The organism is Nonomuraea sp. NPDC051941 (genome assembly GCF_044593615.1).
Map to the genome: position 1 here is coordinate 167668 of NZ_JBIUCF010000002.1, position 23915 is coordinate 191582.

The following is a 23915-nucleotide window of genomic DNA, read 5'->3' on the forward strand; positions in this document are numbered from 1 at the left end:
CAGAGATGCACGAGCCTCTACCCGCACACGAAACGACACCAGATGGCAGCACAGTGAGGGCTTCCGCTCACCATCACGCACAACAGGCCGTGCTGGGGTCGGGGAACCAAGAAGTGCACTACCACGGGGTGGCGCGGCCGCAAGTGACATTGCTGCAGATGGTCCCGCCGCCAGAGATGGTGGGCCGCGAGACGCACATCCAGGATATGGCGGATAGGGCTGAGGACGCGTTGCAGGCCGCCAGGCCATTGCTGACCTCAGTGATACACGGCATGGCTGGCGTGGGCAAGACCGCACTGGCGCGCGCGGTAGCTTCCCGGGTGAAAGACCGGTTCCCACATGCTTTTGTGGAGGTGGACCTGTATGGGTTTACCCCCGGAAACAACCCTGCTGACCCACGAGATGTGCTGGCCGAGTTACTTGTCTGGGCCGGCTTCGAAGTGACGAGTGTCCCCGACAGCCTCGATGGGAGAGCCAGGATGTGGCGGGGCTGGTTGGCCGGGCAACGTGTGCTGCTTCTGCTCGACAATGTTCGCGACGTCGAGCAGGTATTGCCGCTGCTACCGCACGATGCGCCGCACTGCCTCACCTTGATCACGAGCCGCTCTAGTCTGGACGACCTGGACCAGGCCGACCGCCTTTTGCTAGATGTCCTGGAGGAGTCGAAAGCCGTTGATTTGCTGCGGCTGCGCGCTGACCGTCCGCTGACCGTCGACAGCACTTTGAAGCAACTAGCGCGGCTGTGCGGCGGGTTGCCGCTGACACTCGTTCCCCTGGGACGACTGCTGGTCCACCAGGACCCTGCTTTGGTTCTGGAGGCGCTGATGGGGGCAATGCGGGAGGGAGAAGGAAGGTTCCGTCACACGACTAAAATCAATCGGGCAGTGCAGGCCGCGTTCGCTATCTCCTATGGCGCGGTAGACCACGAGCAGCGGCGGGTGCTGCGCTGCTGTGCTTGGCACCCCGGCCCTGACTTTGACGCCCGGTCCATCGCAGTTATGGCCGAGATGTCCAGGCCGGTGGCCGCGCTGCGCCTGAACGACTTGGCCGATCAGGCTTTACTCATACGCCTGCCGGAGGGCCGCTACAGCTTCCATGATGTCTTCCTCGAATACGCGCGTCAGCAGGCTGATGCTGAGGATCAGACAGAGATTCAAGCCGCAGGACGAGACCGTCTTTATGAGGGTCTACGACATCTAGTAGACGCTGCAACCAGCACACTCATACGGCCCGGCCACGACAATCCGGTCTTCGACTCGCCTACATATGCTCATTCTTGGCTGACGGCAGCCACGAGCGAACTCTGTACCGCCACTGCAATCGCAGTGGCCCACAACAGGCCAGCCGCTTTGCCCCTCGGAGAGAAGGTCACGTCGTGGCTATGCCTGAATGGCCGCTACCTGCAAGCCCAGACACTTTTTGAGGCGATGGTAGACAGCCCATTAGGCCACATCGATATACTGAAGGGGCTAGGCGACGTCTCGCGACTGCTGGGCAAGCACGAGCAGGCCGAAAAACTCTATTTGGAAGCCCACTTTTTCTACAGTTTCTTCGGCAACGAGCCGCATAAGTCAGATGTGATTCTCGCCATGGGCGAGATCGCGCTTATGCGTCGCCAGTACGAACTGGCCGAGGGCGTTTTTCAACAAATTCACACCGCATATCGGCAGATTGAGAGCCGACTTGGCCAAGCCAATGCACTTTCCAGCTTAGGTGAGGCCAAGCGCATGCAGGGGGAATTGAACCAGGCCCAGGATTTCTATTGGCAGGCATACACTCTCTACGAAGACATCGGCAGCCAGCTTGGCCAGGCATACGCGCTAAAAGGCTCGGGCGAGGTGGCACTGATACGAGGGGAGTATGGAGATGCAGAGAACTCACTGCGACAAGCCGACACCTTGTTCAAGAAGGCCGGCCATCGACTCGGCCAAGCCCACACGATGCTCAGCATAGGCGGGCTCGCGCGCATGCGAGGAAAGTTTGACCAAGCTGAAGACATCTACCTGCAGACCTACACGGTATACAGCGACATTGGAGACCAAATCGGCCAAGCCCACACGATGCTCGGTCTTGGCGAACTCGCGCGCATGCGAGGAAAGCTCGACCAAGCTGAAGACATCTACCTGCAGGCGCACACGCTGTACAACAAAACTAACGACAGGCTCGGCCAAGCCCACGCGAGGCACGGGTTGGCGGAGGTGGCGCGGATGCAGGAGAAGTACGATAAGGCCGGAAACGCCTTTCGGCAGGCCCAGACTTTATACAAGGAGATCGGCGACCGCCTCGGTCATGCCAATACAGCGCACGGTTTGGGCAATATCGCCGAAGCACTCGGAGAGTATGAACAGGCCGGAAGTGCCTTTAAGCGAGCCCGCGCCCTGTATGAGGAGATCGGCAACCCACTCGGGGTCGCCAGCGTGTTTTTTTCTATGGCCCAACTTGCCAAGGAGCAGAAGCACAGAGACGAGGCCTGCCACGCATACGCAATGTCGGAAGCAATATTCCGTACCATAGGCATAGATCGCTGGGCAACCCATTGCCAGAAAGAACATAAGAATCTCAACTGCGAGTGCACATATTAAGCACCTTATTGATCAAGGAGTGAGACCTCGGTATAGCGAGGGTGTACCGGTCGAATATTGGGTTACGTCAGCTGAGCTGCAGTTAAGCGGCGTGGTCGTATTCGTTCATCACACCTGCGACGACGGGTCTTCGGCGAACGTGAAGGGTGTCAATACTCCGTTCACGGCCGTGAACTGCGGGTTTGTCTTGGCTTCCAGATCGGAGCGGTGGCCTGGGTCGGGCATGCTCGAGTTCGTGGCGCTCCGTCTCTTCTATCTGATCTTCTGCCGCATCGTGGGCTGGCTGACGGTGCTGACTGGTAGCGACGCGACCAAGAACATGGAGATCCTCGTGCTGCGGCACGAGGTCGCCGTGCTGCGCCGTCAAGTTGGCCGTCCGAGACTGTCGTGGGCGGATCGAGCGGTGCTGTCCGCGCTGGCCCGCGGACTGCCGGAGATGCTGCGGGCACACCGACTGGTGACGCCCGGGACGCTGCTGCGCTGGCACCGGCGTCTGGTCGCGCGTCACTGGACCTACCCGAACCGAGGGATGGGACGGCCTGCAACCGATCCGGCGGTCGTGGCGTTGATCCAGCAGATGGCGCGGGAGAATCCGCGCTGGGGTTACGAACGTATCCGAGGCGCACTGCGGCACCTGGGTCACCGAGTCAGCGGTGCGACGATCCGCCGAGTCCTGAAACGGGCGCGTTTGGGGCCGGCGCCGCGACGTGCCGTCCACTAGCTCACCGAGCAGTGTGCTGTAGGCGGCGATCGACTCTCTGCGGGCGCTCTGGCCCAGCTCGGCGGCCAGCCGCGCGGTGGCGTGCATGTAGGTGGCGATGAGCAGCACGATCTCGGCCTTGTCGGCTTCGGTGAGCCCGGTGGCGTGCAGGGCGGCCAGGGCGCACTCGGTCCAGGCGAGTTGGAGCATGCCGGTAGCGGCGGCGAAGACGACGGCCTGGACCCGCCTGGACGGGGCGGCGCCTGTAGACCAGGGGTGCAGGCCGGCAACGCGATGAGCCTCTACCTGGACGGACCATACGGCCTGTACATCGAGCCGGTCACTCTGACGTGGGCAACGCACACTGGATCTTCGCGCCAACGCATGGGAGCCGACCGCGCAAGTCGGTGAGGTCCCGTGCAACGTCACCGGGGCCGGGCACGCGATCAACGTGCCCGGCTCCTACCAGCTATATGAGCTGGAGGACAGCGTCTCACGAGCCGACCCGTGAAAGGCCAGCAGCAGTGCCGCCAGCAGCCTTACCGCAGTGCGGCCGGCGACCATCCAACCTGGACCGGTGGGCGGAGGTCAGGTCTGGCGCCGCCTTTCGCGGGGAGAGGCCAGTGATCAGCTGTGGTGAGTGATCCACCAGATGACGACACCGACAAGGGCCGAGCCGGCAGCTGCGGCCGCGCCGCGGGCAGCAGCGAAGACGACGGCCTTACGAAGACGGCGGAGCGTGGAGCGAGAGACCCGCATAGCAGCGGTTCCTTTCTGGCATCGACAGGGACAGCGGCCGCGTGGTCGATCACGACGGCCTGATGTCGATTAAGGACGCTGGATCGGCAGGATACGACCGATTGCGGATCCGGCGGTGCTCCCGGTGGTTAGGCTCCTGCTACAGGCCGAGATCCGGCCTCGTCCGAGCCGGATCCACAATGAGCGCGAGGAGTGTGTGTTGGGATCGCCGTTTCGTCCCGTGACCGGCCCCCATACGTCCTCACAGGTCCTGGCCGAGCTGGCCCGGCTGTGGGATCAGGCAGCCCACCTCGCCCCTAGAACCCAAAAACGCCTGGCCGAGAAATCCGATGTGCCCAAGCAGACCATCAACTCCTGGGTGACTGGAAAGTCTCTGCCTCGTGATGTGGACCAGCTGGCGCGGGTCGGTGATGTGCTTGCCCACTGGGCGGGCGAGACTTCCCCCACGCAGCGGGATTGGGACAAACGTCTGCAAGCCGACCTACGCGCTTCCAAGCCCTCGCTGGCGAGGGCTAGAGCGGGGGTAGCAGTGGGATGGCCCCTGCAGAACGTGATCGACCCCTTCTCCCTGGAGGTCCACCGCGCCATCGACGTCCCCAACGCCGTGCTGCCGCATCTTCCCCCCTACGTCCCCCGCGCGCACGACCAGGCACTGCGAGCCGTGACCGAGCAGGCCGTCGCCGGGATCAGCCAGATCGCGGTGCTGGTCGGCGGGTCCTCCACCGGTAAGACCCGCGCCTGCTGGGAGGCCCTGAACTTGCTGCGCGAGCAGGACCAGCCGTGGCGGCTGTGGCATCCACTCGCCCCTGCTCGCCCCGAGGCCGCCCTGACCGGCCTTCCCCGCATCGCTCCCCACACCGTCGTGTGGCTGAACGAGGCCCAGTTCTACCTGCAGGACCAGACGGGAGACGAGCACACACGCGGCGAGCAGGTCGCGGCCGAACTGCGAGAACTGTTACGCGACCCGCAGCGAGCACCGGTGCTGGTGCTGGCCACGCTGTGGCCCGAACGCTGGGACGTCCTGACCAGCCCAGCACAGCCCGACCGGCACGCTCATGCCCGGCAGCTTCTCATCGGAAGAGACATCCCGGTCCCCACCGCGTTCACCGACGCCGATCGCGATGTGCTCATCGGCCAGGCGAGCCATGATCCTCGCCTTGCCGAGGCGGCTAGATACGCCCGCGCTGGCCACATCACGCAATACCTGGCCGGGGTGCCCGTCTTGATGAGCCGCTACCGCAATGCGCCACCTGCCGCCGCGGCAATGATCGCTGCCGCGATCGACGCCCGCCGGCTCGGCTGCGGGCCGGGCCTGCCACGAGAGTTTCTGACCGAGGCGGCTCCGGGCTATCTGTCCGAGAGCGCCTGGGAGCAGCTGCACGGCACGCGCTGGCAGAGCGAGGCCGTCGACTACCTGACCCGGCCCTGCAGAGGGATCTCCGGCATCCTCGCCCCCCTGCCGGCCCGACCCCGGCATCACCGCGCCGGCCGATCTGACCGGAACGATCGTGACGCAGTCGTCCCACCTGCCGGGACGCCCAGTGGATCGCTGTATCGGCTGTTCGACTACCTCGAGCAGGACGGCAGCCGCCAACGCGCCGACCGGTGGCCGCCCGAAGACCTGTGGTCCGTAGCCGCCCGGCATGCCCTTCCTGGCGATCTCGCCTCTCTCGGCCGTGCGGCGCAGGCTCGCGGCCTGTATCGTCATGCGGCCCAGCTGTGGAAGAACGCCACCCAGCACGGCGACGCCCGCGCCGCCGCCGACCTCGTCCAGCACATAGACACCCTGCCCGACACCGGTCTGCAGGCCGCCGACTGGGCAGCCACCTATGCGACCCTCGACGACCCCGATGCCGTCAGCGATCTGCTGGAGAGCCTGCGGATGGCAGGAGCGTGGGGGGCGATCGCCACGCTGCTGGCGCGCGACCCTGCCGGACAGGCCACCCTGGACTACGCCGCCCCCGTCACCAGCCTGCTGATTATGCTGCACGCGGTCGGGGCGCGCGATCAGGTCACCAGGCTGGCGGGCCGCGCCGTAGCGGGAGTCGCCCTCGATCACCTGTACGCGACGGCGGGCTTGCTGGAAACCCTGCAGGAGGTGGGGGCCGAGCAACACTTCACGGCGCTGGCCGACCGGGCCGCGGCGGACTCTCCGCTCGATGAGGAGCGCGCCGTGGCCGACTTGTTGCGAGGCCTTCGCAACCTTGAGGCTGATGCGCCGTTGGCGGTGCTGGCCAGCCGGGCCGTCGCGCAGGTACCGCTGGATGAGCCCTCCCGCGTGGCCGTCCTGCTGACAGGGCTGCGCGAGGCTGGCGCGGAGGTGCAGCTCGCCGCGCTGCTCAGGCGCGACCCCGCCGCACGCGCGGCCCTTGACGACCCGCGCGCCGTGGAGGATCTGCTGTACGCACTGCGGAACCTGGAGTTCGACGAGCACACCGACCTGCTGGCCCTCCCGCGAGACCTCGGGCCGATCGATCGGCATACCGCTGTGCTGGCTGCCCGCGCCGCCGCCGACGTCCCCCTGGACCAGGCTGGGCGTGTAGCCGAGCTGCTGAGCATGCTGTACGACTTCGGGGCGGACGAACAGATCAAGATACTGCTGGCCCGCGACCTGGCAGCACAGGCCTGTCTCGATGACCCCGGCGCCGTGGCCGAGCTGCCGAGCACACTGGTCGGGATCGGCGAGCACGAGCACGCCCGCACGCTGGCGGCCTGTGCCTCCAGCAGCATCGCCGTGCACGATCCGTCCGCCGCGGCCAGGCTTGTGGTACAGCTGCGCCGCATGGGCGCCCACGAGCACGCCATCATGCTGGCCGGCCGCGCCGCCGCAGAAAAGCCACATCCACGACCCGGAGGCCGTGACAAACCTGCTGGAGAGCCTCCTCGAGCTCGGAGCAGATGAACCGATCAGGGTGCTGCTGGCCCGCGACCCAGCGGGACAAACGTGTCTGGACACGATGAGCGCCGTGTCCAGGCTTTTGAAGAAACTGCAGAACATGGGGGCACACGAGCAGGCTACCCGATTGGCGGCCCGCGTCGCCGCGCCCCTGGACGGGCCGCACGTCGCGGCGACACCGCTGCTCCGCGCTCCTGCCGCACCCACCACGTTCGTCTCTTCCAACAGCGGAGCCGAACTGCTGCAGAGCCTGGAGGAGATCGAAGACATCGAGGCCGCCGTCGACGACCCGGAGACCGCACTCCGCATGATGATCGAATTGCATCGTCTCGGCGCCCGCGGGCATCTGCATACCGTGGCGGAGCGTGCCGCGAAACAGGCCGCTGTCGACGCCCCGGATGCCGCGGCCCGGCTGTTGAGAGCCCTTCGCGAGCTCAAAGAAACTAGGCTGGTGGCCATCCTGGTCGACCGGCTCTGCGCCGCAGGGCACTTCCGGCACACCCTTCACGGTAACCAGGAGAAGGTGTTCATGTTCGGACGCGAACCGGGAGGAGACCCCGCCGCCTCATGGAGGTGGCAGGACCTTGAGTGAAGCGGCCCACGTCAGCTGGTGGGTCTCCACGGCACGAAGCGGTCTCTGCACTATTTGAGACACCCAGGATCGACGACTCGTTCCGAATCGTGCCGCTCACCTGTACCGGTTCATAACCCATCGCAGGTGCTTGATCTGCGGTTTTGACCTTCAGTAGCGGTATGGGCAAGATCGCGGCTCGGGTCGGTTCGTCTGCTGTATCTGATCATGGTCCGGGTGTTCGGCTGGCTGGTGTTGTTGGGACGTGGTCAGGCGTCCAAGGACGTCGAGATCATGGTGCTCCGTGATGAGGTGGCCGTCTTGAAGCGTCAACTCGCCCGCCCGAAGCCGGACTGGGCCGATCGGGCACTCCCGGCGGCCTTGGCACGCTTCCTACCTGCGCTGCTGCGGAAGCATCGGCTGGTCACCCCGGGCACCTTGTTGGCATGGCGTCGCCGTTTGATCAAACGCTCGTGGACCTATCCCCACCGCCCTGGTCGTCCCGAAACGAGCAAGGAAATCCGGGATCTGGTCCTCCGCCTGGTACGGGACAACCCGAGGTGGGGGGTATCGGCGGGTACACGGTGAACTGGTTCGGCTCGGCTTGCAGGTCAGTGCAGCGACCGTGCGACGGATCCTGCGTTCACGCCGACACGGTCCCGCTCCCCGAAGCCTCGACACCTCCTGGCGGACGTTTCTACGCCTGCAAGCGAAAGGGCTGCTTGCCTGCGACTTCTTCAACGTTGACACGATTTCCTTGAGACGCCTGTACGTGTTGTTCGTGATGGAGGTGGCGACGCGGCGAGTGCACGTCCTGGGCGTGACCGCCAATCCCACCGGCGCGTGGACGGCTCAGCAGGCCCGCAACCTGCTCGTGAACCTCGGGTGGAGGGCTGGCTCGTTTCGGTTCCTCATCCGTGATCGGGACGCCAAGTTCACCGCCGCCTTTGATGAGGTCTTCGCCAGCGAGGGTGTCACGGTGATGAAGACGCCGCCGCGGACGCCCCGAGCCAACTGTTACGCCGAGCGCTGGGTGCGCACCGTCCGGGCCGAATGCACCGACCGGATGCTGATCTACGACGAACGCCACCTTCGATCGGTCCTGGAGGATTTTGTCACGTGCTGGCTGGTAAACAGAACGGTCGCAGACCGGCTGTGCAATGCCAGCCCCAGGTCTCGACGTCTCCGTCTTCGGCCGTGTCCCCGACGCTCAGTACCTCGTCCAAGAGCCCTACGTCGAACACCAGGAGCCAACTCGAACCGCAGACAACACTGGGAGCACCGTCCCTGACTACGGCCGAGGACGACGAGCTGCTCACTGACCTGCCGACCCCACCCGCTTGAAGGGCTAATCCAGGTCCACGGAAAGCGCACCTGCAGCCCGTCTGAGGGAGCGGCGGCCCATCACTACACCGGCAACGACCGCGCCGCGGTCTCGCCGCTTCCGACAGCATCCTAGTCAGAGACCAGGCCTCCGCGGGTCGAGTACATGCAAGTAGTCTCAACGACCGGGCCGGCTTCGCTCACCACGCCCGTGTGCCACCACGCGGACCGCTGCCGTTCATGCGAGTTGGTCGCCTCCATCGACGATCCAACAACCCCCTCTGGTCCCAGGTGGCGCATAGCGGAATGCATGGGCGTGATGGAATCAACGCCGCAAGAGGGCGTAGATGGCTCCGGCAATGGCCCGACCAAGCGGGATGGGGACAGCATTTCCGATCTGCTTTGCGACCTCAACCTTTGACCCGCACCATCTGAATTCGACCGGAAAACCCTGTATACGAGCAGCTTCGTAGTGCGTTATTGGCCGATGCTTGGTCGGATGAAGATATCTTCCCTTTTCCGGCTTGAAGAATTCTGTCCTGATGGTGACCGAAGGCTCACCCAGGCGAAGCCGCCCCATGACATCGCCAGTACCGGTCCTGTGATTATCCCAGCTCTCTGTCGACAGGTACTCCACATGAGTACTTACACCTTCAGGATTGGGCTCGCCAAAGATTCGAATTCTGCCGCGCTCGTCGAGCGTGTACCACTTACCATAGAGATCGTTCCTGTTACCTTCGGGAGGGATCGCACGATAACGAGCCCGAGAGAGAGGCTGAGGATTTCGACCGATGTGCAGCTCTCGCGTGGTGAAAACACCTGGTAGGTAGTCGTCAGCTTCCGAGAACCGTACGCGACGTGAGGGAAGTTCGGTCCCACGGACCTTCATGGCCGCCGATTCGGCGAATACACTGTCAACGGGCAACCAGTAGTCGGCCTGTCGCGAGGAGTCGAACAAATGCTGCTGGTCGGAGGGCTGGCCCTTTTTTCCTTTCATCTTCGGGGGTGGGACATGCGATGCGGTCGGATATCGAAAATCCTCGACCTCGCAGACATCCTTGCGCACGCCGATCACCACTGCCCGTCGCCGCGCTTGAACAGCACCATAGTCCGCAGAGTTCAGCAGGAATCGGTCGGCCCACTCGTGCGGCGAGCCATTCGGGTCCACTCCCGGAGGGGCCACCAAATGGTAACACTCCAGCAGCCCTCCCGGCTGGATGACCTTGAGAAGGTCTTGAAATTCATCCGACTTCAAAAATCGGTCGACATTCTCGATGACAAAGATTCTCGGCCGGATTCTCGCCACTATACGAACGAATTCCTCCCATAGCCTATTGCGTTCCAGCCCGAACTTCTTCCGATTCAAAGCCGAAAAGCCTTGACACGGAGGGCCTCCGATGATCACGTCTGCATGGAGGTCCTCTTCGGTAGGTTCCCACTTCTCGATGTCACCGACGTGGATCCTCGTGTCGGGCCCCACCCGATCGGCGCGGAGGCTGCCGAAGTTGGCAGCGTACGTGGCGGCTGCAGCGGGGTTGTGCTCCACCGCCGTGATGCTGCGGAATACCGGACCGAGACTCTCCGCCCCCTGGGGACGGAACTCGTGGAACCCCTGCGTAAAGCCGCCGCAGCCAGCGAAGAGATCGACGACTGTGATGGGATCAGTGGTTCCGGTGTTGTGCATAGGCTGATCTTAGCTGCGAAGCGACCACGCAATGCTACAGTGGGCGATTTGCGGTCCGGTGCCCGACTCTTCAATGCACAACGTAGACGTATGGATCCAGCAAGTAATTATCCTTGCGGGATACGGTGGGATCGATGGTGGCCCGGCCGCCCCTCCTGGAGCAGTGGCGACGGGCTCGCATGCGGTGGTCTACGAGAAGGCTACACTCCGGACTGATGCCGTCGCTCCCGCACAACTACGACGATGCTCTTGGCCGCCTCCTCGGGATCCTCGTGTTCCCAGACACGGATGGGCAACCAGCCAACATCGATCAGCTTTTGGTCGGTGTCCCGGTCACGTTCCCGGTTGCGGTTGATCTTTTGGCGCCAGAAGTCGGCATTCGTTTTGGACCATGTCGCATGCTCAGGGCAGCCATGCCAGTAACACCCATCGACGAAGACGGCCACACGGGCGGGGCCGAATACGACATCCGCCTCACGGCGTAGACCGGGTACGGGCCGCCGATGTACGCGGAAGCGGAGGCCAGCGCGATGGAGCTCCTTGCGAAGCAAGACTTCAACCTGCGTGTTCCGACTGCGCTGACGACTCATGCGCCGGCTAACGGCAGGCGTCGTAGTCAGTAGTCCCATCAGAGCGGGCCCTCCTCCGTGAGGCAGTCTATGCTCGTCGCTGGTTCCGGACAGCACATCACTAGCATTTGACGACAGCGCAAACTCTCCAGGTGCACCGCGCTGCGTCTGTTGGAGACCGTGGCATGAAGCGTTTGCGCAGGTCAGGCCAGGCACTTCAACTGCTCCGCCCCGTCCCCTAATCGGGAACAGTCATGGACTGCCACATGGGGCTCTGCTCCCCCGCCGACCGCCTGGCGGTGACGAGGCTACGGTTCATGGGTGAGGGGCCGGAGCTTCTCATCCTGTACCGGTTGTCTGGCGCACTTCTGCCAGAACCCCGTCCCAAAACCCGACGACGTTTCCTCCTCCGAGCACCAGCTGGCGGTCGAGCAGCCTGTTGCCGGTCTCGCACGAGGTCTCGCTCACAAGCGAGCAACCATGGCATGCAGACAGATTAAGTTGGGACGAACCTTGCCTGTCTCTTTCGATGCACACCGGGTCGTTCGAGCAGACATCCGCGTCGTCGAGCGCTGAGACGAGCAGCGGGATCAGCTTCCCAGGATGTCCCAGCCGAGCTAGTCCTCCAAGGGTGCCCTGAGCATCCCCTGCCGCGGTGTAGATCAGAATCCCGGCAGTCTTGTCCTTCCGGTCGGAGTTCGCATAGATCCGTTCCCGCAGCGACGCTGATGCGTATCCGCTGGCGAACGCCAGCCTGCGGATGAGCAGGTGCGACAACGTGTGCAGAGCGATGTAGCGTGGCTCCGGAACGTCGAGCCGGTCCGCCCATGGCGTGCCCGCGCGGCGCTTCAGGAGGATGCCGGCCCGCGCCTGGACGCCCGGCTGCGCCTCCCATTGTGAGAGTTTGTCCTCGTCGAACCTCAGGAAGATTCCCTCGCCGAACATTTCCATCGCCGGATAGGTGGGGAACCCTTTCGGTCCGAGATCAGCAGTGATCAGATCGGCCTCCGCGCTGTGGCGCCTGAAGCCCCGCAAGGCAGTCACCTCGCGTACCCGGTGCACCTGTCCGACGCCAGCGATCCGGCTGACGAGACTCTCCGGTCCCGAGGTCGTGGCCCGGCTCCATCCGTCGACGACGAAGTCTCCACCGGTACGGTCTCGTCCACCCTCGAGCTTCTTCAAGAAAGCGGCCCACTCCCCGTCCTTGAGGTCGAGAAGTACGTCGTCAGCCGAGGCCTCGTCTCCTGCCGCGACCTCGAGCACGGTCTCTTGAGACACGCCCAGCTCGCCGGCTATCCATCCCGCAATCACCTCCGTCTGAGGTCCGCCGTTGTCCGCCACGAGCTTCCCGAAGAACATATGACCACGGATCTTGTCGGCGACCTCCGCTGATGGAGGACGTTCCTCAGGGATGTCGAGCGCGGAGATCCGATCGGCGATGTAGTTCCCTGTCGCCCCCCGCTGAACCGCGACAAGACGGTGGTTGCACGGCTTCTTCACGGAGCTTTCCGGCTCCCACGGCTGCCGGCCGACGCAATGGAGGCCGTCGCGGTGCAGGGCGTCCTTCGTCACGAGCTCCGCCAGAGACCGGCTGTGCCCGCATCCGTAGCACTTGACCCGGAGGGAGGCCAGACCCTCGCCCTGACCGGACTGCCTCTCGAACCGGAGCTCCTTGTAGGCCTTGCAGAAGCGAACAGCTTCGTCGAGGCTCGCCCCGTGGCCCCTGTGCGCCCACTTGAACCACGGGACGTCTTGGGCGTGACTGCCTTGTTCGCAGATCGCGATGTAGCGCATCGGGACGAGGAACCCTCCGCACTCACAGGTGTTGCTCCACTTACCTTTTTTCTTCCCTGTCAGCTTGGAAAGCTTTGAGCACCTCTCGCAGAACCGCCAGGCGGGAAAGCGCCAGTAGAGCAGTGCCGGTGTGTCCTTCCCCGCATGGCCGGCATGAGTCGGCGGCTGCCTGAGGACACCCGCACCGAGCCTGGCGAGGAGTCGCTCACAGCTGATCTCATGGGCGTACTTCTTGTCCCACCACGAGGTGTCCGCCGCGATCAGTGACTCGCCTCGGATGTCGACGATCGCTCCGACGCCGAAGGGCATGATCGTCTCCGACAACCGCAGGTCATGCTTGATCTTCTCCACGGTGCACCTCCTCCTGAGGTTCCTGGACGTTCACAGCCACGTTCGGTTCGACCGACCTCATCGAGTCGCCGACGAGCCACCCTTCCCCGGGCTGTCCGAACCTCTTCACCAGCGCTTTTTCGATCTTGGCTGACCGCTCGTACCCCAGCGTCTCGTCCGCTTCGCGGGCCGCACTCGCTCGACGGTCCCAGTCGCGTAGAAGGCTCCAGATCGCCTGGCGCGTCTCCTCCGCCTCGATATCGTCGGCCCGAGTCACATATCCGAGGAAGCGGTCGACAAGATTCGACACAGCATCACTGAGTGCCATGTCATCGAGGTCGAACCGTCCTGCTGTGTCATTGTCGGCCAGCGGGACGAACGACTGTCGCACCAGCGCCACGAGCGCCCCGGCCAGCGAGCGCTCCCGCGATGCCAACGACCAGGGAGTCACGCTCGTCGGTTCGACGCTGCGGTAGAGCGCCTCGTGGTATGCACGGAAGGTCTCGAAGTGCGACCGGTCCCGCGCACGACTCGACCTGAAGAGCGTCACCACGATGCCGTTGGTGTCGCCACGTCCGACACGGCTCGTCGCCTGAATGTACTCCGCGGTCGTCTTCGGCTGCCCGACCATGAGCATCAGGGCAAGCCTGGGGATGTCGATGCCGACGGAAAGCATGTTCGACGACAGGACGACGTCGATTGCATCCGGGGACTCGTCCACACGGACCCGAAGCGCTCGAAGGTCGCTCGGGAGTTGCTCCGCTCCCCTTCGGCTGGTCAGCTCCAGCACACGCTCCGCCCTGACCGTTCGCGAGGGCAGGCCCAGACGTTCCGCGCGGGGCTCGAGTCGGGCCCGTACGTCGTCAACGACGAGCGTTCCGGTACGTCCGAGTTCCCGGAGCGAGTTGTGGTACATGACTAGCGTCCAGTAGGCGTCTTTGGGTACGACGGTTCTGCCACCGGCGGAGAGGACCTCGGGTATCTCGATGAGCGGGGTGACCGCGGAGATGACAGCCGAGGGCTGGGACACCGACTGAGGCATGAGCCCGATGTAGAGCCGCCCTTCGCCGTTCTTGACAGGTCGAGAGAAAAAAGTCTGGTCGTCGTCGAGCCCGGACGGCGGGTAGAGCACGACCTTGCGCCCGTACAGCCCCTGCACCTGTTCGTCCGAAGCGCGGATGGTCGCGGTGGAGGCAACGATCTTAGGACTCGTACCCATCCGGCTCAGCAGGAGCTGGATCACGGCGTCGAACACCGCGACGGTGGTGCCCAGCGGCCCGGACAGAAGATGGAGCTCGTCCTGGATGACCATGGAGGGCTGCTTGAACGTGGTTCCGAGACCCAGCAGCCTTCCCGCCGCGGGCTTGAACTGGAGACGGGCGAATTTGTCAACGGTCGCCAGGAGAATCGTGGGCGGATCGTCGTACAGGACCTCGTCGACGACGGCGAGCGGCAGTTCGTCGCTGAATCGACACGATGTGTCAACGCAGTGGAGCACGACGTCCTTGCCGAGCAGACGCATGCCGTAGTCCTTCGGTTGCGTGCTCTTGATCTTGGGCACCATCGGTGCCAGGCACCAGGGGCAGCTCTCCACCTGGAACTGGTTGGCCTCTTCGGGTCGTGCCGCCTTCAGCAGCCGGTCCAGCGCTGCTTTCGCCTCCGAGCGGGTCCCGGGAGTGACCTCGTTCCCCACCCACAGGCCGATCGTGAAGGGCGTCATACCCTTCACCCGAGAATCTGTGCCACGGAGCAGCTCCATGGCACAGACGAGCGCTGCTGCCCGCTGGAACTGTTGGGAGGTGAGGAGCCGAAGTGTGTACCTGGTGATCACCGCGGTGCCACCACCCTCCATGCCGTGAACCAGTCGCCGATGGAAGATTTCGATCGCTGCAAGGCCCAGGTAAGCCTCGGTCTTGCCACCGCCGGTCGGGAACCAGATGAGATCGACGAGGTCACGCTCGCCATGCTTCTCGTCGACTGTGGAGGCGAGCGAGACGAGCAGGAATCCGAGCTGGAAAGGCCTCCAACTTGGTTCCTTCGAACCGGCCCCAGGGCCACCCCGGTTGATCGAGGACTGACGCATCTGCAGACGCATCGCCGCCATGCCCAGAGCGAATGCCGTCCGAAGACGTCCCTGAGCCGGATCACGAAGCAGCGCCACGCCGGCCCGCATCCGTTCGACCGCATCCTGGGAGCGGCCGGCAATTCGTCGAGCGACCTCCGCCTCGTCACCGAATCCTTCGGCCCGCCACGTCTGTTCGTCCACCCACTCGGCGAACGCATCGGCGAACGCATCCAGAGACTGCAGCACCGGCTCCGGGTCCGAATCCATCCTCATGAGATGTGCGAGTTCCAAGGACTGCGCTTCGGGGGTGTTCTCCGGGAAGCCCGTGGTCTCGACGGCGGGCACGACGAAGGCCGGCACTGGCTCGAGGACCACTGCAGTACAGCGACCGTCCGTGACGTCCCAGTCTGCGGCCATCCCGTGACCGACGGCATAGACCTTGCGGTTGCGATACCTGAGCCGAAGCTCGGCGGTCTCCTGATCACCGCCTGACAGCCGGGTGGTGTCGTACTCCATGAACTGCGCGCCCGCGGCCGGACTGACGGACAGCCCTACCTGAAAGAGCATCTGAGGGATGTCGAGACGCTCGTCTCCGGTGGACTCGGACATCACCCTGACGTGCACCGTGACCAGGAAGTCGCCTCTGAAGTCGCGCCAGCGCGACCCGATCTCCACAGGCACGTCGCCCACTGTGAGAAGTTCCGGGCGCCGCCCCTTGGCCAGCGAGATCGTGCCCGAGGCGAAAGGCCTACGACGCCACTTGGGCGGCCCTTCGACCGTCTCCTGTGAGTACGTACCGCACGAGAGACTTGCTTCCACGGAAGCACCGTCGGTGACGAAGGAGATCGCGACGGACGAGGGGCGCCAGTCCTCGGCCAGCGGAACAGCCGCCCCGTCCTCCTCGAGATCTCCCTCGGGTACATCCGCCGAAATCTCGTCCTGGGGTTCGGTCTGAGCCTGGCCGTCGGCCTCCGGAGCGGCAGGGAACAGCATCCCGACGGCGTACTGCCGATGCGGGAGGTTACGCGTCACTTCTTCCGGTCCCGCGTCCGGCCCGACGTAGGTGTCCCGGAGGTGCTGCAGTGCGGCACGCTGTGCCTCGGTGAGGTTCACTTCCCGACCTGCTTCCGGACGAGTTCCTGGAGCCGCTGCTTGTCGTTCTTGGACGCGACGACATGGAGCGTGACCCGTGGTCTGGTGACGGCGACGTAGAACCCAGCGAGCCCGTGCTCGTCATAAGCCTCGGGCAGGTCGCAGACGATCACGTGCTCCGCCTCCAGCCCCTTCGCAAAGCGCGGGCTGGTCACGGTGAACCCTGCGGCGCTCCGAACAGGAGCGGCGTCGGACGTGGCTCTGATGATCCAGATGCTTTCCCGACGGACACCGTCGTCGACGAGTTGACGTGCAACGCTCTCCGCGGCCGCTACGTCGGCCTTCGCATCGGCCCATTTCCACTGCACTCGCTCACCATTGACGATTCCAGGGTCTCCGATGTCGGCCCCCAGGTACTCCTGGACGACGTGGACGATCGCCCTGGTGTTGCGGACATTGCGGTTGAGGTCGAGGAGCAACGCCTCGTCGGACACGAGTTCGTAGACGTCCTGGTCGAAGGAGCCGTCCACGTGTGCCTGGTTGTTGGGGTCGAGGAACATCCGCCAACGACCTTTCGCCCGTCCTCCTTTGATGACGGCGTCCAGCGCGTCCATCCCGTCGGCGTTCATGAGGTCCTGCGCCTCGTCGACGAGGACGACGTCGTACTTCTTCTCTCCGTCGAGTTCGGAGAAGGGACGTAGGTCGATCGCACGGCCTGTGATCCGCGGCGAGAAGAAGTCGACCAACGCCGGCGAGTGGAAGGTGATCAGAACGGATCTGCCCTCGCCGGCCTCTTGTTTCGCGGCCTCGGCCAGCACGAGGGACTTCCCGGTACCGGCGCCTCCGATCACCATCATGCGCTGGTTGCGTGAGAGCGCGGACAGCACACGCGCCTGGTCGTCCGTCGCACGGTTCTGCTCCTCGATCACGGCCCCGCGCTGAGCATCGACGACCGGCATCCGGGTGAACTCGCCGAAAAGACGTGCCCGCAAGAGGTCGGTACGCGCGATCTTCACTCCATGCGGTACCGTCCTCGTTCCGTTGATGACGGTCTTGAAGGCTGTGGTCATGGCAGCGACGCTCATCTCCTCCTTGGCCCACCAGTGGCTGCCTTTCCACTCGACGGTCGGAGGAGGGGCGTCTATGTCAGGTGTGATGACGACTGCCTCGCTTGCATACCAACCGACACCTTCTTCGTTGAAGATCGCTCGTAGCGCGTGCATGGCCGACTGGGCCTGCCGCATCGGGGATTCACGAAGCCTCTTCCAGTCGCCACGCCGGTCGACGGTGTACCAGAGGCCGTCGTGCTTGCTCACACCTCCGCCCTTGACCTCGACCAGGATGACGACGTTCTCCCACAGGACGACGAAGTCCGCCTCCGCCTGTTGCTTGGTCCCGTGGGTACGGAGCGACACCGAGTGAAACGCAACAGCTCCTTCTGGTCCCTCGATCGCACTCAGCACACGTGCGACCCGGCGCTCGGCACCGCTCGTCGCTGTCGCCTCGATGTCCGCAAGGTCCGGAACAAGAATCATGCGCGGTGCTCCCGCCAGAGCTGTTCGTACTCCCGATAGCCGAGGAAGTCGTTGACCGCACCGAAGTTGTCGGCGATGTCCACGATCAGGCACTCCTCCTTGCCGCCGTTCTCCGGACCGCGAAGACCACGACCGGCCATCTGGATATAGGCGCTCGGGCTGAACGTCGGGCGCGCGATGTAAAGAGCACGGACACCAGGAGCGTCGAATCCCTGGATCAACAGGTCGCAGTTCGCGAGCACACGGATCTCTCCCGACTTGAACTGCTCGATGACATCCCGACGCTCCTGTCGACCGGTCTGGCCGCTCACCGCGGCGGCCTCGACCTTGCGGTAACGCAGGGTCGCCGCGAGCACCTGTGCTGACAGCACGTTCGGGGTGAATACGAGGATCGGCCATTCCGGATCCTGCTGCATGATGTGGTCCACGAGGACCGCCATACGTGCTTGGTCTCGACCGATGCGATCGAGAACCTGTGGTTCGAGCTTGCGCTGACTCCGGACGTTGGCCTCCTCTCCGGGGTTCAGAACGACGTCGACCCCTGGAAGCACCTCATGCCGGACACGAGCAAGCACACCCATCCGGGACAGTTTCCGGTAGGCCTCGCCCCCTTCAAAGGCCTTGATCATGCGGCGTCCGAAGCGCGCTACCAACTCCTTTGTCTGAGTGTCGTTTCCCATGGAACCCTTGAACGGCGTCGCGGAGAGGCCGACGAGAGGCCGCTCCCAACTGCGCCCGTCCACACCCAGCCATCTGAGGATTTTCGTGTATCTGGTAGAGCTCCCCGCGCGATGAGCCTCGTCGACGATCACCGCGGACGCGTTGCTCAACCACGCATATTCCGGGCGATCGATGACCTTGACCAGCTTCGCATCCGTGGCGACGACGACACCGAACTGCGTGTCAGGCTCATGCACGGAATTGCTCTCCCAAAGCCTGCCGATCGTCAGTGGTCGTTCGTCAGCCAGGCCGCGCCACACCATGCTGAACGTCTGCACTGCCTGTTCGCAGAGCTCGGCGGACTGCGCGATCCAGAGCACGGGTCCGCTCAGGGCACCGTCGATGAACAGCCGCAGCACCGTCTCTGTCGCCACGCGAGTCTTCCCTGCACCGGTAGGGAGCTCGACCATGGCCTTGAGCGAGTTGCCGTTCGGCTCCTTGAGGATCAGGACGTCCCTCAGGCGGGTACTGAGGTCTTGCTGGAAATCGTGCAGGGGGTTCAGCTTGACGGCTCCAGGAATGACGAACTCGTCGTCCTGACGCTCGTTCCGTTGACCGGCGTACTCGGCACCGAACCCCATCTTCCGAAGCCACGTGATGGTCGGCGCTGCGCCGGCCCACGTCGTGGGGACGTCCGTATATCCCTCGCCGCGGAACTGGTCGGCGAGCAATCGGATCGAATCGCTTCTGTAGACAGTGAGAAAGAGTTCCGCGACAGAGGTCGCGTTGTTCACCAGGCCTTGTCTCTCAAGTGCCGACCAGAGGCCCTTGGGCAACGCCTCCCGGAGGGTGTCGTCCCCGAAGAACACCTCCAGACGCTCCTCGTCGGTGAGGGCCGCCTTGGCGGCTTGGCGCTGGTCCTCGAGACGCTGGTCCAGCCCTGCCTTGAGCACTTCGCTCAGCTGGGCGTTGTCCAGCCCCAGGCCGAATGCCTGGTTGATGACCTCCAGGACTTCTCGCTCGCCGAGTTCTGCCCGCACGATCAACGCATGTCCGTCGAGGTACCTGTCGAGCGACTGGTCCTCCACACCGTCCTCGGTGGTCACGCGCTTGGCTATGTGCACAGCCCTTGCCACCGTGGCGTTCATGACCTTGTCCGCCGTGTAGGTCGAGCGAAGTCCGGGGTACAGGTCGATGATGCGTTCGCCGTCCTGCTGCCCTTCGATCAGCATGGAGAAGGAGAAGCTGTCCTCGAACCTACGGCATCCCACGACCTCGACCAGAGCGGCGACCTCGTCACTGTTCGCCCTGAGATAGGGCTTCTGCCGAGAAGCCAGGAAGCGCTGCTCCTCGTCGCTGATCGCGATGTAGATCGTGTCCGGCCGCCGTGATTCGACCCCCTGCCCGATTCGGGCAGGGATCCGTGACGGATGTCCTTGTGAGAACGCGAGTCTGCTCGCGGCAATGATGAACTTCGTCAAGGTGTGGTCCTTGACGCGTGGTGGAAAGATCTCCGCCTCGAGAGCTTCCCGTAGCACGTCCGACGGCACCTGAGCCAGCTCACGGGGCAGGTTTAGCTTGTGCTCGACGTTTCGGGGCCCTCGGTATAGCGGAAGCATGTCCTCGTACTCGACCATGGTTGCCGACACGATCTTCTGCGGAGATCTGCGTCCCCTGGTCGAGGGAAGCACTCCTGCTCGGTCGACCGCCCATCGAAGCGGTGAGGTCACCCGGTAGGTCTGACGAGAATCGAGGTCCTCAACGGTCCAGGGTTCATCCTCGAACCCCAGTAGCTGCGTCGTCCATGTCTCTCGCAACTGATCGGACGCGGCTGCGTCCCGCAGCATGATGAGGACCGAAAACGGACCAGGGCCCGTGTTCTCGACGAACTCGATGCGCTCCATCTCCCGTTCGCCCGGCCCTCGCCGGGTGTTGAGGAAGTCCCTCACCCACCGGCAGTACTCCTCGAAGAAAACCTCGTCCTCGCTGGGGTACTCCTTCACAGGACCGTGGACGACGCCGACTGCGTGAGCCACCTGCGGGACGCATCGGGATCGGTGCAGCAGGCGTCCGCCGAACTCTTCCCCAAGTCCGTCTATGTCCATGACCTGGCTGGGCCATGACCACTTCCCGTCACAGGTCGGTACCTTGATGTGTCCTGAAGTGTCCTTCGACAGCATCCTCACGGCTTCTGACGGCGAAACGTTGAGAACCGCGTCCCAGAACCTGGTCAGTGCCTCGTCATCGGAGTCGGCAGAGAGCTTGTTGAGACGTGCCCGCAGGATGGCGAGGGGATCCAGGTCGCGGAACCCCTGACGACGTAGGCTCTCGTCGATCTTCGGGATTGCGAGAAAATCTTCGGCAACGAACCGTGCGCCCTCGATGTCGACGTCGTCGACCCGCCTCAGGAAGACGTTGCTCCGGTCATTCAGAGCGCACATCCCATCCGTGGTCGGGATCACCCGAGCAGTCTGTACGCCCTCGATGACGGGATGATTGACGACAAAGGCGAAGGCTCTCGCTGCCGAACCGGGATCCGTACCCTCGGCCCACTCGCGCAGCCATGTGAGGATGCCGCGTTTCGGCATTGCTTCAAGAGCTCGCTTCTCGTCCCGGGCGTTGATTTCCAACTTCTCGGCGACGCTGATAATACAGAGCTGCCGCACACGAGCGATTCTCTGCTGGATGGCGTAGCAGCGCCAATGCGGAACATCGTCACCCGTGTTCGGGGAATTGATCCAATGCCTGTGGTCCTGCTCCGAGACACCGCTGACCGTGAAGTCGAGGGGGCGAAGCTCTCCAGCGATCCTCAGCCTGCCTGCCGCGTCCGGAACGAGCTCACGCTGTGCCGCGATCCTCGGCACATGTGTGGAGAGAATGTCGTCACCGAACGAGAGCGCCTCACGACCACGCGCAGGCATGTACTCAAGGTGGGCGGCAGGATCGTCACTCGATGCGACCTTGGGAAGCATCCCTACGAACATCTCGGAGAGAGTTTTCAGGATTTCCAGGTTGTAGGTGTTCTTGAGCAGCATCGTCCGGTCGTCATTGACGCTCCAGGGGGCATTGAACAGCGCCGAGGCAGTGGTCTCGTCCTGCAAGGGGAAGTATGACCAGAATTCGCCGGTCTTGAGCCGCGCCTGGCGAGACGGCATCGCAACCGTGACCTTGACCTGATCCCGCGAAACCGCCTCTCCGACCTCTGCCCGAGCCTCATAGGACGGGGAATGCATCCGATGCTCCACGACCCACTCGTCGCCGGACCCATCCGGGCGCTCAACCCTGAAGCTGCCGTCGCCGAGGTCTCGGGATATGTGGCTCGTGCTGTAGGTCTCCTCCGCGGATCCGATGACACGAAGCCGTATCTCGCGCACCTCGGTGACGAACAGAAGGAACTCCGACCGGAACTTGCGGATCTCCTGATTTAAACGTTCCAAGTTTGAAGCTCGTGGCAGTTTGATAACCGTGGTCGCCCACTCGGCCAGCTCGGCGAGCACGCGGTCTTCCTCGAACGCCACCTCAGCGTCAATCAGAGTGGCGGTTCGCAGCACAGGAAGCCTGGTCACAGGCGCTCGGACAGCTTTGATCGCCGCCTTTGCCTGGTCCGAGTTGAACTCGAAGGACACCGATCGGCTGTACACCTGAGGGGTATCAGTCACCGCCAGGACGGACTTAAAGCCCAGGCCGAAGCGTCCGATCTCGTCACCGCGCTTGCCACTGAGGTGGGCATGTGCGATCGACGTCAAGCCGGTCTTCGAGAACGGACGTCCGGCATTTGCGCAGTACAGCGTCGCGGAGCGCATGTCGAGGACGATCTCCACCCGCCCTGCTCCGATATGGTCCGAGTGCCCACCGGACATCGCATCCGCCGCATTCTGTACCAGCTCAAGGAGCGTCCGGTTGGCGTACCCGCCTACCCGAATCGACTCTTCGTGGTTCGCATGCTCGGTGATAAGGTTCGGATTTGCCTGGTAGGACGCGATCGCTCGATCGAACTGTTCTTCGACTTCTTGCATTAGCCCGACATCCGGCGCCCAGTCCTGCCACTTCGCCATTACGATCGCATACCTCTCGCGTCAAAGGCTGCCGCCGCCCTCGGCGTCACAAAACCCTCTCGGTTCGTTCCACCGTCATATTGCCGCAACATCGTGCCTACAGCAGCAGAGAACAGACCCGTAACCGCGTGGGGGGCGTCACTGACATCACCGGCGCCATGATGCCCCAGCTACCTCGGTGCTGGCAAATACGAAAAATACTCCCATTCTGTCCCAACAATCACATAGCCGGGAGGACTGACCACAACCGTCTACGAAGTACGTTCGTGATGCTCGACGCTCCCCGCAGTCGCGCGTCAGGCAGACCAGCCGCACACTTCTGAGCTACTTCGAGAACATCGATCGCCACCGAACCAAGGCTCGATGCTGGCCAAATGCAGGGCGTGGAGGCAATTCGTGGTGAACAGATATCTGCCACGGATTTCCTTACTGTAGCCTTTACAAGGCGAACCCTCTTCGGCCCGCGCCACTGATGCCACCCAGCAAACACACAATTGGCAAGCCAGCACCCCTCGCGTAGAATAGACAATCCACGTTCACCTCGCATCTAACAGCCGAATAGTCATTCTCCGCTCGCAGTTATGGCGGAATTAACCCTAACAGCAGTTCTTGACCAGGCGCCGAATACTTCAGTTCATTCTTCGCTTCGATGTCATCGACGTAAACGCCGAACCTGGTGGTGAGCTGCCCATGGCGACCGTCGACATGACCTCTGGCTCACCAAGGGTGAACCTCACCAACAGCCAGCGTGCCGAAGTACCTGAATCCGGCCCGTATAAAAGTTCTTGCATGCGGTCGGCCAGCTTCCAAGAATTCTTGCGCGGCACGTCGGCCAGCAGGGCGCGCTCCAGGTCGGCGAAGGCCTCGCGCGGTTCGGGCCGGGTGAACAGGGGGCCGGCGATGTGCGTGGTCAGCGCGGTCACTCCGTATCCCAGGACACGACACGATCGTAGGTCAGAGCACACGTCACCCACTGACGATGGACCAACTACGTCCCGCAGCGGGGCCAAATGAATCAAGATCTACGGATGTAGTACCGGCTGTCGACGCAACTGGCGGGCCTGGCACCCGCATCCTGTAGGCCATCGATCCGCAGCGCGACGACATGCGGGTGCGGGCGTGGATGCCGTTCCTATTGGCCTGTACCAACGCGTGGGCCCGTTGCTCTAATCGTTCGCCCTTTACGTCACCTTTATAATGCTTTGGGATGCATGCAACCATTAGTCCGACCGCTCACCTAAAGCGGCCGGGCCGGGGATATCACCAGCCATCAATGCCTCTCCTCGGCCTCCCGGCAAGC

At 63.6% G+C, this 23915-nt stretch carries 12 protein-coding genes; 5 read left to right on the forward strand and 7 right to left on the reverse strand.

What is annotated here, in order from left to right:
* The first annotated feature begins 143 nt into the window (after positions 1-143).
* The 5 genes from ACIHFD_RS04680 (at position 144) to ACIHFD_RS04700 (ending at position 8096) form a co-directional block, all read left to right on the forward strand.
* Positions 144-2582 carry a tetratricopeptide repeat protein gene (locus tag ACIHFD_RS04680; RefSeq protein WP_397365608.1) on the forward strand — a complete coding sequence of 813 codons (2439 nt, stop codon included), beginning with the start codon at positions 144-146 and terminating at the stop codon, positions 2580-2582.
* Positions 2583-2805: 223 nt separating this feature from the next.
* The gene (locus ACIHFD_RS04685) at positions 2806-3303 is read left to right on the forward strand and encodes a helix-turn-helix domain-containing protein (RefSeq protein ID WP_397365609.1); all 498 of its coding nucleotides are present in this window, start codon (positions 2806-2808) and stop codon (positions 3301-3303) included.
* A 937-nt stretch (positions 3304-4240) separates the two neighbouring features.
* A complete protein-coding gene (locus tag ACIHFD_RS04690) occupies positions 4241-6943 on the forward strand; it encodes a hypothetical protein (RefSeq protein WP_397365610.1) in 2703 nt (900 codons plus the stop codon).
* Positions 6900-7529, forward strand: a complete 630-nt coding sequence (locus ACIHFD_RS04695; protein WP_397365611.1) for a hypothetical protein — start codon at positions 6900-6902, stop codon at positions 7527-7529. Before ACIHFD_RS04690 ends, ACIHFD_RS04695 begins: the two co-directional genes overlap by 44 nt.
* Positions 7530-7745: 216 nt before the next feature.
* The gene (locus tag ACIHFD_RS04700; protein WP_397365612.1) at positions 7746-8096 is read left to right on the forward strand and encodes a hypothetical protein; all 351 of its coding nucleotides are present in this window, start codon (positions 7746-7748) and stop codon (positions 8094-8096) included.
* A 1060-nt stretch (positions 8097-9156) separates the two neighbouring features.
* On the opposite strand, the gene ACIHFD_RS04705 is transcribed toward ACIHFD_RS04700, so the two are convergent.
* The 7 genes from ACIHFD_RS04705 to ACIHFD_RS04735 form a co-directional block, all read right to left on the reverse strand.
* A complete protein-coding gene (locus ACIHFD_RS04705; RefSeq protein ID WP_397365613.1) occupies positions 9157-10515 on the reverse strand; it encodes a DNA cytosine methyltransferase in 1359 nt (452 codons plus the stop codon).
* Between the two features lie 200 nt (positions 10516-10715).
* The gene (locus ACIHFD_RS04710) at positions 10716-11144 is read right to left on the reverse strand and encodes a very short patch repair endonuclease (protein WP_397365614.1); all 429 of its coding nucleotides are present in this window, start codon (positions 11142-11144) and stop codon (positions 10716-10718) included.
* A 279-nt stretch (positions 11145-11423) separates the two neighbouring features.
* Complete coding sequence (drmB, locus tag ACIHFD_RS04715; protein WP_397365615.1) at positions 11424-13229, reverse strand: DrmB family protein; 1806 nt, start codon at positions 13227-13229, stop codon at positions 11424-11426.
* The gene (locus tag ACIHFD_RS04720) at positions 13210-16386 is read right to left on the reverse strand and encodes a helicase-related protein (RefSeq protein WP_397365616.1); all 3177 of its coding nucleotides are present in this window, start codon (positions 16384-16386) and stop codon (positions 13210-13212) included. Before ACIHFD_RS04720 ends, drmB begins: the two co-directional genes overlap by 20 nt.
* On the reverse strand, positions 16383-17900 hold the full coding sequence (locus ACIHFD_RS04725) for an NERD domain-containing protein (protein WP_397365617.1): 1518 nt from the start codon (positions 17898-17900) through the stop codon (positions 16383-16385). Before ACIHFD_RS04725 ends, ACIHFD_RS04720 begins: the two co-directional genes overlap by 4 nt.
* Complete coding sequence (locus ACIHFD_RS04730; RefSeq protein ID WP_397365618.1) at positions 17897-22615, reverse strand: sacsin N-terminal ATP-binding-like domain-containing protein; 4719 nt, start codon at positions 22613-22615, stop codon at positions 17897-17899. The genes ACIHFD_RS04725 and ACIHFD_RS04730 overlap by 4 nt, the downstream gene beginning before the upstream one ends.
* Before the next feature lie 629 nt (positions 22616-23244).
* Positions 23245-23538: a hypothetical protein gene (locus tag ACIHFD_RS04735; RefSeq protein ID WP_397365619.1), complete on the reverse strand. Its 294-nt coding sequence runs from the start codon at positions 23536-23538 to the stop codon at positions 23245-23247.
* Positions 23539-23915: the final 377 nt, after the last annotated feature.